This window comes from Amycolatopsis sp. NPDC059027 (assembly GCF_042739735.1).
In the GTDB taxonomy this organism is placed as follows: Bacteria; Actinomycetota; Actinomycetes; order Mycobacteriales; family Pseudonocardiaceae; genus Amycolatopsis.
This window is the reverse complement of record NZ_JBHYIK010000089.1, coordinates 20,867-34,914: the sequence shown is the minus strand read 5'-3', so window position 1 is coordinate 34,914 and position 14,048 is coordinate 20,867. Positions and strand designations below refer to the sequence as shown.

General features: G+C 69.9%; 18 protein-coding genes. 12 read left to right on the top strand and 6 right to left on the bottom strand.

What is annotated here, in order from left to right:
• Window positions 1-296 precede the first annotated feature (296 nt).
• Together ACFWY9_RS39450 and ACFWY9_RS39445 are read left to right on the top strand one after the other, a co-directional pair.
• Window positions 297-1,370 carry a dihydrodipicolinate reductase gene (locus tag ACFWY9_RS39450; protein WP_378328138.1) on the top strand — a complete coding sequence of 358 codons (1,074 nt, stop codon included), beginning with the start codon at window positions 297-299 and terminating at the stop codon, window positions 1,368-1,370.
• Window positions 1,370-1,855 carry a carboxymuconolactone decarboxylase family protein gene (locus tag ACFWY9_RS39445; RefSeq protein ID WP_378328137.1) on the top strand — a complete coding sequence of 162 codons (486 nt, stop codon included), beginning with the start codon at window positions 1,370-1,372 and terminating at the stop codon, window positions 1,853-1,855. Before ACFWY9_RS39450 ends, ACFWY9_RS39445 begins: the two co-directional genes overlap by 1 nt.
• A gap of 61 nt (window positions 1,856-1,916) precedes the next feature.
• On the opposite strand, the gene ACFWY9_RS39440 is transcribed toward ACFWY9_RS39445, so the two are convergent.
• The 4 genes from ACFWY9_RS39440 to ACFWY9_RS39425 form a co-directional block, all read right to left on the bottom strand.
• Complete coding sequence (locus ACFWY9_RS39440; protein ID WP_378341287.1) at window positions 1,917-3,470, bottom strand: GMC oxidoreductase; 1,554 nt, start codon at window positions 3,468-3,470, stop codon at window positions 1,917-1,919.
• Between the two features lie 277 nt (window positions 3,471-3,747).
• The gene (locus tag ACFWY9_RS39435; RefSeq protein ID WP_378341286.1) at window positions 3,748-4,350 is read right to left on the bottom strand and encodes a class I SAM-dependent methyltransferase; all 603 of its coding nucleotides are present in this window, start codon (window positions 4,348-4,350) and stop codon (window positions 3,748-3,750) included.
• A gap of 28 nt (window positions 4,351-4,378) precedes the next feature.
• Complete coding sequence (locus ACFWY9_RS39430; RefSeq protein ID WP_378341285.1) at window positions 4,379-5,383, bottom strand: HEAT repeat domain-containing protein; 1,005 nt, start codon at window positions 5,381-5,383, stop codon at window positions 4,379-4,381.
• On the bottom strand, window positions 5,377-6,063 hold the full coding sequence (locus ACFWY9_RS39425) for a HEAT repeat domain-containing protein (RefSeq protein WP_378341284.1): 687 nt from the start codon (window positions 6,061-6,063) through the stop codon (window positions 5,377-5,379). Before ACFWY9_RS39425 ends, ACFWY9_RS39430 begins: the two co-directional genes overlap by 7 nt.
• A gap of 252 nt (window positions 6,064-6,315) precedes the next feature.
• Between ACFWY9_RS39425 and ACFWY9_RS39420 the strand changes: the two genes are divergently transcribed.
• From ACFWY9_RS39420 to ACFWY9_RS39375, 10 genes are read left to right on the top strand one after another with little or no spacing between them, the layout of a single operon-like run.
• Window positions 6,316-6,621, top strand: a complete 306-nt coding sequence (locus ACFWY9_RS39420) for a gas vesicle protein (protein ID WP_378341283.1) — start codon at window positions 6,316-6,318, stop codon at window positions 6,619-6,621.
• Between the two features lie 17 nt (window positions 6,622-6,638).
• On the top strand, window positions 6,639-7,082 hold the full coding sequence (locus ACFWY9_RS39415) for a gas vesicle structural protein GvpA (protein ID WP_378328132.1): 444 nt from the start codon (window positions 6,639-6,641) through the stop codon (window positions 7,080-7,082).
• Complete coding sequence (locus ACFWY9_RS39410; protein ID WP_378341282.1) at window positions 7,079-7,810, top strand: GvpL/GvpF family gas vesicle protein; 732 nt, start codon at window positions 7,079-7,081, stop codon at window positions 7,808-7,810. The genes ACFWY9_RS39415 and ACFWY9_RS39410 overlap by 4 nt, the downstream gene beginning before the upstream one ends.
• 1 nt (window position 7,811) lies before the next feature.
• Window positions 7,812-8,057 (top strand): gas vesicle protein GvpG, encoded by a 246-nt coding sequence (locus ACFWY9_RS39405; RefSeq protein WP_378341281.1) that lies wholly within the window; start codon window positions 7,812-7,814, stop codon window positions 8,055-8,057.
• A 17-nt stretch (window positions 8,058-8,074) separates the two neighbouring features.
• Window positions 8,075-8,698, top strand: a complete 624-nt coding sequence (locus tag ACFWY9_RS39400) for a hypothetical protein (protein WP_378341280.1) — start codon at window positions 8,075-8,077, stop codon at window positions 8,696-8,698.
• Window positions 8,699-8,701: 3 nt separating this feature from the next.
• Window positions 8,702-9,736, top strand: a complete 1,035-nt coding sequence (locus tag ACFWY9_RS39395; protein WP_378341279.1) for an SRPBCC family protein — start codon at window positions 8,702-8,704, stop codon at window positions 9,734-9,736.
• Between the two features lie 42 nt (window positions 9,737-9,778).
• Complete coding sequence (locus tag ACFWY9_RS39390) at window positions 9,779-10,120, top strand: gas vesicle protein (RefSeq protein WP_378328127.1); 342 nt, start codon at window positions 9,779-9,781, stop codon at window positions 10,118-10,120.
• Complete coding sequence (locus ACFWY9_RS39385; RefSeq protein WP_378341278.1) at window positions 10,117-10,935, top strand: GvpL/GvpF family gas vesicle protein; 819 nt, start codon at window positions 10,117-10,119, stop codon at window positions 10,933-10,935. The genes ACFWY9_RS39390 and ACFWY9_RS39385 overlap by 4 nt, the downstream gene beginning before the upstream one ends.
• On the top strand, window positions 10,932-11,171 hold the full coding sequence (locus ACFWY9_RS39380; protein WP_378328125.1) for a gas vesicle protein: 240 nt from the start codon (window positions 10,932-10,934) through the stop codon (window positions 11,169-11,171). The genes ACFWY9_RS39385 and ACFWY9_RS39380 overlap by 4 nt, the downstream gene beginning before the upstream one ends.
• Complete coding sequence (locus tag ACFWY9_RS39375; protein WP_378341277.1) at window positions 11,164-11,499, top strand: gas vesicle protein K; 336 nt, start codon at window positions 11,164-11,166, stop codon at window positions 11,497-11,499. The genes ACFWY9_RS39380 and ACFWY9_RS39375 overlap by 8 nt, the downstream gene beginning before the upstream one ends.
• Before the next feature lie 14 nt (window positions 11,500-11,513).
• Here the strand turns inward: ACFWY9_RS39375 and ACFWY9_RS39370 are convergent, their stop codons facing one another.
• Both ACFWY9_RS39370 and ACFWY9_RS39365 read right to left on the bottom strand, forming a co-directional pair.
• Window positions 11,514-12,758: a glycosyltransferase gene (locus ACFWY9_RS39370; protein ID WP_378341276.1), complete on the bottom strand. Its 1,245-nt coding sequence runs from the start codon at window positions 12,756-12,758 to the stop codon at window positions 11,514-11,516.
• 91 nt (window positions 12,759-12,849) lie between these two features.
• Entirely contained in the window at window positions 12,850-13,878 is a 1,029-nt protein-coding gene (locus tag ACFWY9_RS39365; RefSeq protein WP_378341275.1) for a YhjD/YihY/BrkB family envelope integrity protein, read from the bottom strand.
• Window positions 13,879-14,048 lie beyond the last annotated feature (170 nt).

The following is a 14,048-nucleotide window of genomic DNA, read 5'->3' as shown; positions in this document are numbered from 1 at the left end:
GTCGGCATAGGCGGGAGGGTCCGAGGGACGCCCTGGGTGCATCCACCGCACCCAGGGACGCCCCCGTAGCACCCAACGCACCCAGGGACGCCCTTGTCGCACCCGCCAGGCCCACCCGCCGAAGGCCGTCCTCCAGCGCAAACGCGCAGGACCCACGACTGCAGAACCTTCACCGAGAAATCTCCAAGGTGCCATTCGCGACGCCGCCGGACGGCGCTGCGACGTTCGGCCGTACGGTCCGCTCACCGGAACGAAAGGCTTCCCGGATTCGCGACGGCGCGGGGAAACTCGGCGGAATGATCGCCACAGTGGTGTGGGGTACGGGCAATGTCGGCCGGGCCGCGATCCGGGCCGTCGACGCTCATCCGGCGTTGAAGCTGACCGCGGTGCTCGTCCACGATCCCGCGAAGGTCGGCAAGGACGCGGGCGAGCTGGCCGGGGTGGACGCGCTGGGCGTGGCCGCGACCGACGACGTCGAGGCCGTGCTGGCGGCGAGTCCGCGCGCGGTGGTCTACGCCGCCTCGGGCGATGTCCGGCCCGGCGACGCGCTCGCCGACATCGTGCGGGCGGTCCGGGCGGGCGCGGTCGTCGTGACGCCGTCGCTCTATCCGCTCTACGACCAGCGGAACGCGCCGCCGGAGCTGCGGGAGCCGGTGCTGGCGGCGATCGAGGACGGCGGCGGTTCGCTGTTCGTCTCCGGCGTCGATCCCGGCTGGGGCAACGACGTGCTGCCGCTGCTGATCAGCGGGCTGGGTACTACCGTCGACGCCATCCGGTGCCAGGAGATCTTCGACTACTCGACCTACGAGCAGCCCGATTCCGTCCGCTATCTGGTCGGGATGGGCCAGCCGATGGACTACCAGCCGCCGATGCTCCTGAGCGGCGTGCCGACGATGGTGTGGGGCGGCCAGGTCCGGCTGATGGCGCGGGCGCTGGACGTCGAGCTGGACGAGATCCGCGAGACGCTCGACCGGCGGCCGCTCGAGGAAACCGTGACCACGCGGACCATGGGCGAGTTCGAGGCGGGCACGCAGGGCGCGGTGCGGTTCGAGGTCCAGGGCGTCGTCGACGGCGAGCCGCGGATCGTCGTCGAGCACGTGACGCGCATCCACCCGTCGTGCGCGCCGGACTGGCCGACGCCGCCGAGTGGCGCGGGCGCGCACCGCGTGATCATCGAAGGCAGGCCACGCATCGAGGTCACGGTCGAGGCGAGCGACGAGGGCGAAAACCGTTCCGCGGGCGGTAATGCCACCGCGGTAGGCAGGCTCGTCGGCGCGATCGACTGGCTGGCGGGCGCGGAACCCGGTCTGTACGACGCACTCGACGTCCCGCTGCGCCCGGCAGCAGGCAAGCTCGGAAGGAAACGTTGATGCGCATCGACATCCCCGAGGGCAAGGATCCGATCGGGTACGTGTGGGGCGAGATGGTGCCCGGCATCGGAGTCGCCGCGTCGAACTTTTCGCTGGCCGTCTACTCGCACACGACGTTGGGGTTGCGGGAGTTCGAGGCCGCGCGCCTGCGGATCGCGCAGCTCAACGGTTGCGTCTTCTGTCTCGACTGGCGTACCGAACGCGACGGCGAAAAGGTCGAGGAGGAGTTCGCGGACGCGGTGCTGGACTGGCGCACGACGGACCGCTTCGACGACCGGACGCGGCTCGCGGCGGAGTACGCCGAGCGGTACGCCCTCGACCATCACGGCCTCGACGAGGAGTTCTGGACGCGGATGTCCGCGCACTACAGCCAGCGCGAGATCGTCGAGCTGAGCATGAGCCTGGGTTCGTGGCTGGCGTTCGGGCGGCTGAACCACGTTCTCGGGCTGGACACGGTCTGCGTGCTGCCGTCGCACCGGTCGTGACGAATGCCGTGAAGGCCTCCTTCACGGCGTTGAGCGCTGTGAAGGAGGCCTTCACGGACCATCAGAAGTCCGTCGCGACGATCTTCTCGATGTTGCGTTCTGCCAGCGCCGTGATGGTGACGAAGGGATTGACGCTGGTGTTGCCCGGGATCAGGGCGCCGTCGATGACGTAGAGGCCCGGATACCCGGCGAGCCTGCCGTAGTTGTCGGTCGCCTTGTTCAGCACCGCGCCGCCGAGCGGGTGGTAGGTGAGGTGGTCGCCCCAGATCTTGTACGCGCCGAAGAGATCGGTCCGGTAGATCGTCCCCTCCGTCGCGTTGATCCTGTCGAAAATGGACTTCGCCATGTCGATCGACGGCTGCTTCCACGCGGTCTGCCAGTTCAGGTCCACGCGCCGCGTCGACGGGTTCCAGCTGAACTGCGCGCGGTTCGGGTTCTTCGTGATGGACAGGTAGAACGACGCCCACGTCTCGATCCCGGTCGGCAGCGGGGCGACTTCGGCGAACGCGCCGCCCGCGGCCCAGTTGTCGATGCCGCCGCAGGGAATGGACGCCTGGAGACTGCCGGTCGGGTCCCAGAGGTGGTTGGCGCGCCCGCACATGACGTTCCCGTTGTCACCCCAGCTCTTTCCGACCTCGCCGTTCAGGTTCGGCAGCGCGCCGGTGGCCTTCAGCTTCACCAGCAGCTTGCTCGTCCCGACGCTGCCCGCGGCGAAGAACACCTTGTCCGCGGTCACCGTCTTCGTGGTGGACACCGTTCCGTCGGTGGTGAGCTGTTCGATCGCGACCGTGTAGCCGCCGCCCGAGGCGGGTGCCACCGACGTCACGCGGTGCAGCGGCGAGACGCTGACCCGGCCGGTCGCCGCGATCCGCGGAAGATAGGTCTTCTGCAGGGATTTCTTGCCGTAGTTGTTGCCGTACAGGATTTCCCCGGCGAGCGCGGACTTCGGCACGGTGCCCGCCGCTTCCTGCTCCATGTAGTTCCAGTCGTACACGTCGGGCACGAACACGAACGGGAAACCGGACCGCTGCGCCTGTTTGCGGCCGACGCGGGCGTATTGGTAGCAGTCGGTGGTGTCGAACCAGGCCGGGCGGACGGTGCCGACGCCGAGGCCCTCGTTGGCGCGCGGGTAGTAGACGTCGTACATCTCGTCCGCGTTCACCGACGGGAGGATCGCGCCGAAGTTCTCCCGTTTCGGCGTGACGGCCATACCGCCGTTGACGAGCGACCCGCCGCCGACGCCCCGGCCCTGATAGACGATGATCCCGCCGAACTCCTCCGCGTCGAGGATTCCGGTGTAGCGCGGGATGTCCTTGTCGAGCGGGAACCCGAGGAAGTTGGAAAGCGGTTGCTTCGTCCTGGTACGCAACCAGAACGAGCGCTGGTCCGGGCTGGTGGTGTTGGCGAAGATCCTGCCGTCCGCGCCGGGGGTGTCCCATGCCATGCCCATCTCGATCATGGCGACGTCGACGCCGGCCTGCGCGAGCCGCAGCGCGGCGACCGAACCGCCGTAGCCGCTGCCGATCACCAGCGCGGAAACGTGTGCCCCGCTGGGCAGGCCGGTGGTGGACACCGGCGCGGCGGCGGCGCGGCCGCCGAGAGCGGCTCCGGCCAGGATGGAACTGGTTCCTGCTAGGAAGAGGCGACGGGATATGGTGTCAGAAGTGGGTCTACACACGGGTTTGTCGCTCATGTGACAGTCCTCGCCGTTGAGGGATTTAGAACAAGTTATAGAGCAGTGTTTTGAGCGCGTCGACGTTTACCCGCGAGTAACCTGTCCGGTTGGGACGGCGTTGGGACGAATGGACCATCATGGACGTCCGTGTTCGTGGATCCGGGTAAGCGCTTGCGGGCGCGTCCCGTCCTTTGTGGACATATCGCGAAGGAAGTGGTTACCGGCAGCGCGCCAGCCAAACCGTGTGCCCGCCGCAATCCGGGTCCGCGGCGACGTGGGCCACGACGTCGAAACCCGCGTGGGCGAGCAGGCGACGATACTCGTCGGGATCGAGGCTCGCGTGATAGAGCGGCTCCCCTTCGAAGGTGCCGATGCTCTCTCCGAAGGCGGCCCCGCTGGTGAAGAGAAGCGGCGCGCCGGGCTCGGCGTGCTCGCGAAAGACGGGAAACATCAGGCGCTGCTCGCGAGGTGTCAGATGGAAGAAGCTGTCCCAGGCGATGAGGCCGCCGAACCCGAGGCCCAGGTTCAGCGAGCGCATATCGGCCACCTCGGCGGCGGCGCCGGGCAGATTCGACCGGAACAGGGCGATCATCTCCGGTGAGCTGTCGACGCCGGTGACGCGATGCCCCAGACCGGTGAGGGAGCGGGCGATGGGCTCGCCCGATCCGCAGCCGATGTCGAGCACCGTGCCGGCACGCCCGAGCATGCTCGCGAACCGCAGGAGCCATCCGCTTTCTCGCGGCTTCGCGCCGCGCGCGGCTGCCCATGCCGAGGCATGACGCCGGTAGACGTCCACCACTCGATCGGCCGCATCGGTCACGGTCGCTTTCGTACCACGACCCACCGCGCTACTTTTCGTCGAGCACGCCCAGGAGGGCCGAGGCGATGAGGGCGACGGCCCGGTCGTAGTCGTGGGTCAGTTGCCGCAGGACGTCCCGCGCTCCGCTCACCGGCAGCTCGGCGAGTGCCTGCGTCAGGCGTATCCGGACCGCGGAGTCCTCGGTGTGCGCGGCGAGTTCGCCGACGAGCGCGCTCATGATCCGCTCCGCGCACGCGGAGTCCAGTGACAGTGTGCCCAGCACCTCGGCGGCCTCGACGTCGTTCGTGCCCTCGACCACCATGTCGACGAGCGTCGGCACGGCCGCGGTCTCGCCACGTTTGCCCGCCGCCAGGGCGGCGTGCCCGCGCACGGTCCTGTCCGGGTCGCCGAGCGCGTCCGCGAGCACCGCGGTCGCCTCGTCCCCGGGCAGTTCGGCGATCGCCAGTACCGCGCGCCGCCGGATGTCGGCGTTCTCCGAACGCACGCCGGAGGCCACGCTTGCCACCCCGTCACCGCCCGCCCGCGCGAGAGCCCACCGCAGGGCACCGGCGACGTTGGGATCCGACTCGGTGAGGACCGCCTTGGCCAGCAGCTCGGCCGGCACCGGTACGTCTTCGGCGGGGGACAGGACGGCCTGCTGCCGGCGTGCGGCACTGGGCGAGTTGAGCCCGTGCAGGAGCTCGACGACGCGCAGGGCGCCCTCCCAGCCGAAGGGCGCCGAGGCGTCGATCGTGCGGAGCCGTTCGAGCAGCTCCTGTTCCCGCTTGAGCCGGTCTTCGGTCCGCCGGATGAGGTCGCCGACCAGAGCGGACGGCGTGAAGGCGGGATCCTCCAGCGCTCGTCCGATCTGGCGCAGCGACATGCCGAGCGACCGCAGGCCCTCCACGTGGAAGATCCGGCGGATGTCCGCCGCGGAGTACTCGCGGTAGCCACCCACGGTGCGGCCCGTCGGCCGGACCAGCCCGAGCGAGTCGTAGTGCCTGAGCATCCGGGTGCTCACCCCGGAGCGGCGGGCCACCTCGCCGATCAGCACGCCGTGTCCCTGACGCGCTCCGGGCCGAGCGCGACGATCCGTTTCGCCTCGTCGACGGCGAGATCGAAACCGGCGTCCGGGTCGTGCAGCAGCCGCTCCGTGGCGCGGGCATGCGCTCGCACCGCCGGGTCCTTGCTCGCCAGGCGCGCGTGCAGAACCGGGGTGATCACCTCGCCGAGCGCGACGAGTGCCCGGCTGAGGCTCAGCCGCACGGTCCGGTCGCCGCGGCCGAGCTGGCCGGCCAGCTCGGCGGCCAGCTCGTTCCGCTCGTCCGGCGGGACGAGGACCACGGCGGCACGCCACGCGCTCCGTGCGACATCGTCGTCCGCGTCGCGCAGCAACGACCGCGTGATCGCGGGCCACGCGCTCGCGTCCCCGATCTTGGAGAGCGTGTGCAGTGCCTGGCTGCGGGCCTGCGCGCGCCCGGCACGCAGCTCCGAGACGAGCCGGGGCACCGTGATCTCGGCCGGGAGCCGGGTCAATGCCCAGGTGAGCATGTCGCGCACGAAGAAGTCGGGCTCGACAGCGCACCGCGCCACGAGCGCGTCGGCGAGGCCGGGGTCGGCCTGCGTGCCCGCCGCCAGCGCGGCCTCGAGACGCGTCGACGAGTTGTCGGCGCCCAGCGCGCCGAGCAGGCGCGGGTCCTGGGGATTCCGGTGTGTCGTGTTGATGGGTACCACCTCCTGGACACAGTGAAGACCTTGTCACAGTGTCAAGGTCAAGGCGCGCGGCAGGTGACCTTCGCCCTGCCGGGTGCCGGTGGTGGACTGAACGGCCTACGCGCCGCGATCGGAACCAGCCGGCCGGAATCCGTCTTCCGGGTCCGCAATGTGCTTGTCGCGCAACGGTTTTCGACGTGCCGAGGTGCTGGAAGCCGCTGAGAAGCCGGGATCGCGGAGTTTTGGCTTCACTCGAACGGGTAGCCGGGCGCCATGGCCGAGAGCGACCGCAAACCAACCAGAAGCACGGATGGCACGCGAAAGCGTCCCTCGCCGGCCGAACTGATGCGGGGGGCCAGGGATCAGTTCGAGGAACTCACCGGGCGGTCGGTCGAATCGGTGTCGTCGTTCGGCCGGGACGGCGACGGATGGCAGCTGAACGTCGAGGTCGTCGAGCTGGAACGGATCCCCGATACCACCAGCGTGCTGGCGACCTATCAGGTCCGGCTGGGGCCGGACGGCGAACTCGCGGGCTACGAACGGGTGGCCCGTTACGCCCGCGGCAGGCTGGACGCCTAGGAGAGGAACGGGTCCCCATGACGGTAGCGACAACCCAGTCTTCCGGACGGCAGCAAGGCGCCGGTGGCGCCGGGTCCGGAAACCTGTACGACATCCTCGATCTCATCCTGGACAAGGGGCTGGTGATCGACGTCTTCGTCCGCGTCTCGCTGGTCGGCATCGAACTGCTCACCATCGACGCGCGGATCGTGGTCGCCAGCGTGGACACCTACCTGCGGTTCGCCGAGGCCTGCAACCGGCTGGATCTGCAGCAGTCCTCCAGTGCGAAGGGACTTCCCGACCTTGTCGGCGACATGACCGAGAAGGGCGCCAAGGGCAAGTCGAAGGGGGCGCTGACCGGCGCGGCGGAGACGTTCGCCGAGCAGTTCAAGAAGTCGAGCGGCGACGACGAGCGGGAGAAGCAACCCGCGCAGCGGCCGAAGACACGCAGCACCCGGCGCAGTAGCGGGAGTGCGGAATGAGTACCTACGTCTACGGAATCGTCCTCGACTCCCACCCGGCCGGCGTGGCGGAGCTGCGCGGGGTCGGCGAGACACCGGGCCCGGTGCGGACCGTCGACGCGGACGGCCTCAAGGCCGTGGTCGGCGACGCGCCGCCGGACCTGCGGGCGAAACGACGGGACCTCAAGGCACACCAGGATGTGCTGGCGGCGCTGATCGAGCAGGGCCCGGTGCTGCCGATGCGGTTCGGCCTCGTCGCCCAGGACGAGCAGGCGGTCGCGGGCGCGGTCGCCGCACGCAAGGACGACTACCGCGCCGCACTGTCCGAATTGGACGGACGGGTGGAGATGAACGTGAAGGTCGCGCACCAGCAGGACGCGGTGCTCGGCGCGCTGCTCCGGCAGGACAGGGAACTCGCCGGGCTGAACGAGCAGCTGCGCGGGCGCGGCGGCGGGACGAGGGACGAACAGATCCGGTTCGGTGAACTGGTGGCCGGCGCGCTGACCGAGCGGCAACGACGCGACAGCGAGGCCCTCAGCGCGATGCTCGGCGAGCACGCGGTGCGGGAGAGCAGCGGGCCGCAGGTCGACGGCTGTTTCTTCAACAGCTCGTTCCTGGTCGATCGAGACGAGCTCGACGACTTCACCTCGGTCGTCGACCACCTCAGGCGAACGCTCGACCAGGTGGCGGAGGTCCGGTTGAGGGGACCGTTGCCGCCCTACAGCTTCGCGGGCGGGAACCGGGACTGAAGTGGGGCTGTTCCGGGAGATCGCGTTGTTGCCGCTCGCGCCGCTCCGGGTGGCGGCCTGGAGCGTCGGTGTGGTCGCCGACGCGGCGCTCGCCGAGCGTCGCGCGCGCATCGGCCAGGAGCTGGCCGGGTGGGAGAACGCGCTGCTCGCGGGGGAGATCACCGAAGAGGAATTCGACCGCAGGGAGGACGAACTCCTCGACGAACTCGAAGACCTCGGTGGGGGGCCGATCGACAACACGACATGAACCGAAAGGAGAGCCGCATGTCTCCGGGAATGAAGGTGGCCGCCGCGGTCATCGGCGGATACATCCTGGGCAGAAGGAAAAAGGCCAAGCTGGCGATCGCCATGGGACTGGGACTCGCCGGGAAGAAACTGAACCTGAGCCCGCGGAAACTGCTCGCCGACGTGACCGGGGAACTCGGCTCGTCCGAGCAGTTCGCCGAGCTGAAGGGGCAGGTTCGCGAGCAGGTGCTGGACGCGGGCAAGAAGATGGCGGTCACCATGGCGGCCGCCCAGGCGGGCCGGATGGCCGGATCGCTGCGGCAGCACACCGACAGGCTGAACGCGCTGCAGTCCGGCATCGGCCTCGGTGACGACGAGGACAGCCAGGAGGACACCGGCGAGGAAACCCCGGAATCGGAGGAGGAGACGGACGCCGGGAAGCCTCGTCGTGCCGGCCGGTCGGGTCCCGCGAAGGCGGCCACCTCGGCCGTCAAGCGGACCACCGGTTCCCGTGCCACTGCGGCGAAGCGCGCCGGGACGGCGAAGAGCCCGTCCTCCGCGCGCAAGAGCACCGGGACGAAGAGCGCCGCGGCCAAGGGCGGCGGAGCCCGGAAAACCAGCAGCCGCAGTGGTTCCGGCGGCTCGCAGGCGAAGCGGAGGTGACCCGTGGCCGGCAACGAAGAGCAGAGTGGCCCGATCACGAAGCTGCGTGAGTACGCGGCGAAGAATCCGGCGACCGAGGAACTGTTGCACGCGGGGGAGGACTTCCTGCAGGCGAAGGCGCAGCAGCTGATGTCGAACGCCGGCCGGAAGCTCGGTGAGATGACCACGCGGCTTTCCGAGGCCGCGGAGAACGGTGAGGGAATCGGTACCGCACTCGGTTTCGGCGGCAAGCTGGCCGAGGGCAAATCGATGACGCGGGCGGGGTTCGAGACCGCCGGGAAGTCCATAAAGGACAAGATCACCGGGCTTTTCAAGAGGGGCAGGGGAAAGAGTGGCTCCGGCGGCAAGATGATCGCCATCGTCGAGGACATCGACGTCGGAGTGCCGCTCCGCGAAGCGTACGACCAGTGGACCGAGTACCAGAAGTTCAGCACCTTCGCCAAGGGCGTCAAGAGCGCCGAGCGAGCCGACGACGTGACGAGCAACTGGAAGTTCAAGATCTTCTGGTCCAACCGCTCGATGAAGGCGACCACCACCGAGCAGATCCCGGACCAGCGCATCGTCTGGACCACCGACGGGGCCAAGGGCACCATCAAGGGCGTCGTGACCTTCCATCCGCTCGGCGAGAACCTGACGAAGGTCCTGCTGCTGATCGAGTACTACCCGGCCGGGCTGTTCGAGAAGACCGCGAACCTCTGGCGTGCACAGGGCAGGCGGGCGAGGCTCGATCTCAAGCACTACCGCCGTTTCATCACGATGGCGGGGGAGGCCTCCGGCGAGGGCTGGCGTGGCGAGATCCGGGACGGCGAGGTCGTCCACACGCACGAAGAGGCGATGGAGGTCGAGGAAGCCGAGCAGGAGGAGCCCGAGGAGTACGACGACGAGACTCCGGACGATGAGGAAGCCGAAGAGCCGGAGGAAGCCGAAGAGCCCGAGGAGGACGTCGAGGACGAAGAAGAGGAGCCCGCCGAGGGCGACGAAGATTACGACGAGGAGGACGTCGAGGACGAAGAGCGGGAGCCCGCGGGTGCCCGCTGATCCGGCCGAGCCGCCGCCCCGTGTGGAAAGGCAGGTGCACTCGTGACCGAACCGGACCTCCCGGTGAACCGCTCGGCGGGCAGCCGCCCGCCGGTGTACGGCGGCGGCTCCTCCGGAGCCAACCTGGCCGACATCCTGGAACGCGTGCTGGACAAGGGCATCGTGATCGCGGGCGACATCCAGGTGAACCTGCTGGACATCGAGCTGCTGACGATCAAGCTGCGGCTGCTGGTGGCCTCGGTCGACAAGGCGAAGGAAATGGGGATCGACTGGTGGGAGCACGATCCGTCACTGACGTCGGCGTCCGCGACCGGGAAGCTGGAGTCGGAGAACCGCGAACTGCGGGAGAAGGTCGCGCGGCTCGAAGGGAGCGAGCGGAAATGAGCGCCGGGGCGCGGGTCTGGTACTGCTACGCGGTCACCAGACAGCTCCCGCCCGGCGCCTTCGAGGGCCTGCCGGGCCTTCGGGATTCCACAGTGGACTCGGACGCCGAAGTGGACACTGTGGACTGTGCGGGACTCAGCGCGGTGGTCAGCCCGGTGCCCGCCGCCGAGTTCGGCGAAGCGGCGCTGCGGGCGAACCTGGAGAACCTCGGCTGGCTCGAAGAGGTCGCCCGCAGGCACAACGACGTGGTGGCCGAGGCGGCGCGACGGGCGACCACGCTGCCGTTCCGGCTGGCCACGATCTACCTTGACCGGCAACGGGTCCACGACGTGCTCCGGTCCGGTGCGGAGCGGATCGGCGCCGCACTGGACCGCGTCGAGGGCCGGTCGGAATGGGGCGTCAAGGTCTACGCGGAGAGCACCGCGCGCGCCGTCGAGCAGCCGGTGGTTCCGTCCGGTTCGGCGGACCCACCGGGGCGCTCGTACCTGCGCAAACGGTTGGCCGAACGGCGATCGAGGGACGCCGGGTGGGCCCGTGCCGAAGCGACCGCGGCCGAGGTGGACCGGGCGCTGGGTGCGCTCGCGGTGGACCGCCGGGCACATCGGCCGCAAAGCACGCGACTGAGCGGAGGCGGCGAGCAGAACGTGCTGAACGTCGCCTACCTCGTCGGCGATGCCGGCGTCGAGTCGTTCCTGGCGAAGGCGGACGAGCTGCGCGCCGCGGCAGGGGAGTGCCGGGTCGAGCTGACCGGGCCCTGGGTGCCCTACTCGTTCGCGCTGCCCGACCTCGGCGAAACCGAGGACACCGCGTCGTGAGTGTCGAGACGACGGGATTCGGGGACGTCCGCGATCCCGTGGCCGGCAGGGAGATCGCGCTCGTCGACCTCCTGGACCGGTTGCTGGCCGGTGGCGTCGTGCTCACCGGGGACGTGCTGCTGTCCATCGCCGGGGTGGATCTGGTGCACGTGTCGTTGCGCGCGTTGATCACCTCGGTCCGGGCGGGCCGGCCGTTTCCCGACGTGGTGCCGGAAAGGAGTGTGCCGGATGTCTGAACCATCGGACACCGAGCGCGTTACGGCGGCGCTGAGCCGGGCTTCGCACACCCTCACCGAGCGGATCGACACCGACCGGGACAGCGTCGAGCGGGACCTGATGAAACTGGTGCTGACCATCATCGAGCTGCTGCGCCAGCTGATGGAACGACAGGCGCTGCGCCGCGTGGACGAGGGCGATCTCAACGAGGACCAGGAGGAACGGGTCGGCCTGACGCTGCTGCTCCTGGACGAACGCATGACCGAGCTGCGCGAACGGTACGGGCTTTCCGCCGCCGACCTCAACCTTGATCTCGGCCCGCTCGGGACCTTGTTGCCCGCCGACTGAGGCGCGCCGGGGGTTCACTCGCCGCGCTGTCCGGTTACCCGCTCGACCGCGGCCACGACTCCCGCTGTGCCAGGGCAGGCGGCGATCTCCTCCGCGAGCGCCCGCGCCCGTGCTCGATAGCGCGGATCGCCCAGCACGCGCTCGATGGCTTTTCCCACGGTGCGCGCGGACACGCGTCGCCGTGTCAAGCCGACGCCCGCGCCCGACCAGCGCACCCGCGCCACCACGGCGGATTTGTCCTCCGTCGCGCCGACGCACACCAGCGGTACCCCGTGGCGCAGCGCGTGGTTCACGCCGCCGTATCCGCCGTTGGTGACCATCAGCGCACAACGGGGAAGCAGGTCGTCATAGGGAAGTGACCGCGCGGCACGGGCGTTGGCCGGCAACCGGTCTTCCGGCAGCTCGGCGCCCCCGGTGGAGACGACGACCAGCACGTCCCGATCGGCCAGGGCTTTCAGCGTGGGCACGACCAGGTCCCCGAGGTCGGTGTTGGCCACCGATCCCTGGGTCACCAGCACCACCGGGGCGCCACCGTCCACATCGGACCACCACGGCGGGAGCCGGTGCCTGCCGGCGTCACTGGCCGACAGCGGCCCGACGAACTCGACCGGCATCGGCTGTTCTCCCTGCGGTACCTCGAATCCACGGCAGGTCATCTGCAGGATCCCGTCGCTGCCCAGCGGCCAGTCGAGGAACAGCACCTCCGGCGCCCTGCCGGTCAGCGCCCGCACCTCCCGTTCCGCGGTCGCCTGCACCGGCCGCAGCACCAGGGGCATCATCGCCCTGGTCGCCAGGGCGCGCACGCGGTCGGCGAAGGTCCGCGGCGGCGCCAGGCCGGGAAGCGGCACCGTCAGCGGGAGAAATCCCAGCACCAGTACCGGCGGACGGTGGCGGCGCATCGTGAGCGGCAGGCCCGCCATGAGGAGCGGGTCGCAGAGGACGACGTCGATCGGATGCGCCGCCAGCACCTCGTCGATCGCCGCCAGCTGCGGGCCCATCCTGGTCACGAACGTGGTGAGGTCGAACCTCGCCAGGCGTATGCCCCGCAGCCCTTCGCGCTCGGGGAAGTACCCGTCGCCGAAGTCCGACTCCTCGGGAAGCGGCACCGCCGTGGCACCCACCGCGGTGAAGTCGCCGAGGTAGCGCCGCCCGGTCAGCACCCGCACCGTGTGCCCGGCCCGGACCAGTGCCTCGGCGGCGGGCAGCGTCGGCCCGACGTGTCCCTTGGCGGGCAACACACAGATCAGCACCGTCGCCACGACAACCCCCGCTTCAGCGGCCCTGCCACTCGTGGAACCCATCCTGGCAGGAGCGCCCGTTCCCGCGCACGTCCCGCGACGCGGCGCCTGGTCAGGGCCTGCGACGCAGCCGGAGCACCGCGAGCGTCGCCACCACACCCGTGACCACCCCGGTCGCCGCCGAGGCCAGTGACGCCCGGCGCGGGGTGACCACCGGCCGGACCACCGCGGGCCCCGGCGGCGCCGGTTTCCTCACCGGCGCGTCGTGCGCGGTCGCGGTCCACGCCGTGATCACCACCACCATCCGCGACACCAGCGCGATGAAGAACAGGATGCCGATCGCCGAGCCGAACGCGAGCCCCGTCGGCGACTTGCCGACGAGGCCGATGAAGAGCCCGCCCGCCTGCTTCAGCAGTTCGAACCCGATCGCCGCGACGAGCGCGCCGCGCATCGCGCTGCGTACGCCGACCGGTTCCCTCGGCAACTTCGCGAACACCCACAGGAAGACGAGCCAGTCGGCGAGCAGCGCGACCGGGATGGACAGCACCGAGACCACGGTGTGCGCCCATCCGACGTGCGCGAGCGGGCTGAGGCGCAGCAGGAAGGCGCCGAGCGCGCCACCGGAGGCGGTCAGCGCGAACGACACCATCAGCGCCGCGGTCAGGCTCAGCAGGGCGAGCAGGTCCTTGCCGATCGTGCGCAGCAGGGGCTGGCGCGGCGGATGCTTGTCCCACATCGCGGTGAGCGCGTCCCGCAGCGCGTTCATCCAGTTCCAGCCCGAGTAGAGCCCGATGGCGAGACCGGCGAGGCCGACCTTGGTGCGCTGGTCGATGAAGCCGGTGAGCAGTGCGATCAGGTTGTCGCCGAACGGCCCCGGCACCGCTCGCGCGATCGAGCGCAACATCGTCTCCACCAGCTCCGGCTGCCCGGCGAGCACGAACCCGGCCACGGACATCCCGACCATCAGCATGGGTACCAGCGAGGTCAGCGTGAAGTACGAGATCGAGGCCACGTAGTGATAGCCGTTGTAGTCGACGTAGTGCTCGATGGCCCGCACCACATGGTCGAGCCACCGGTACCGGCGCCGCAGGCGCGCCCACACGCTGTCCCCGACAGCCGAGCGTGATCGTTGTCTGGTCACCCTCTACATCTATCCCACCACGTCCCGCCCGGCTTCATCGCGGGCGTGTTCGGCGCGCCGTGCCGGCCCGGAAAACGCCTCGGCGAGGCGGCCCGGCCACTCCGCCCTTGTCGCGAACGCTCCCTCCGCGCGCGGGTTAGTGGCGAAACCGGCGGGTGGCGACCGCGGGT

Excerpts from the sequence above, each read along its gene's own strand:
- ACFWY9_RS39450 (WP_378328138.1), top strand. The coding sequence starts at position 297 with ATGATCGCCACAGTGGTGTGGGGTACGGGCAATGTCGGCCGGGCCGCG.
- ACFWY9_RS39445 (WP_378328137.1), top strand. The coding sequence starts at position 1,370 with ATGCGCATCGACATCCCCGAGGGCAAGGATCCGATCGGGTACGTGTGG.
- ACFWY9_RS39420 (WP_378341283.1), top strand. The coding sequence starts at position 6,316 with ATGGCCGAGAGCGACCGCAAACCAACCAGAAGCACGGATGGCACGCGA.
- ACFWY9_RS39415 (WP_378328132.1), top strand. The coding sequence starts at position 6,639 with ATGACGGTAGCGACAACCCAGTCTTCCGGACGGCAGCAAGGCGCCGGT.
- ACFWY9_RS39410 (WP_378341282.1), top strand. The coding sequence starts at position 7,079 with ATGAGTACCTACGTCTACGGAATCGTCCTCGACTCCCACCCGGCCGGC.
- ACFWY9_RS39400 (WP_378341280.1), top strand. The coding sequence starts at position 8,075 with ATGTCTCCGGGAATGAAGGTGGCCGCCGCGGTCATCGGCGGATACATC.
- ACFWY9_RS39385 (WP_378341278.1), top strand. The coding sequence starts at position 10,117 with ATGAGCGCCGGGGCGCGGGTCTGGTACTGCTACGCGGTCACCAGACAG.
- ACFWY9_RS39375 (WP_378341277.1), top strand. The coding sequence starts at position 11,164 with ATGTCTGAACCATCGGACACCGAGCGCGTTACGGCGGCGCTGAGCCGG.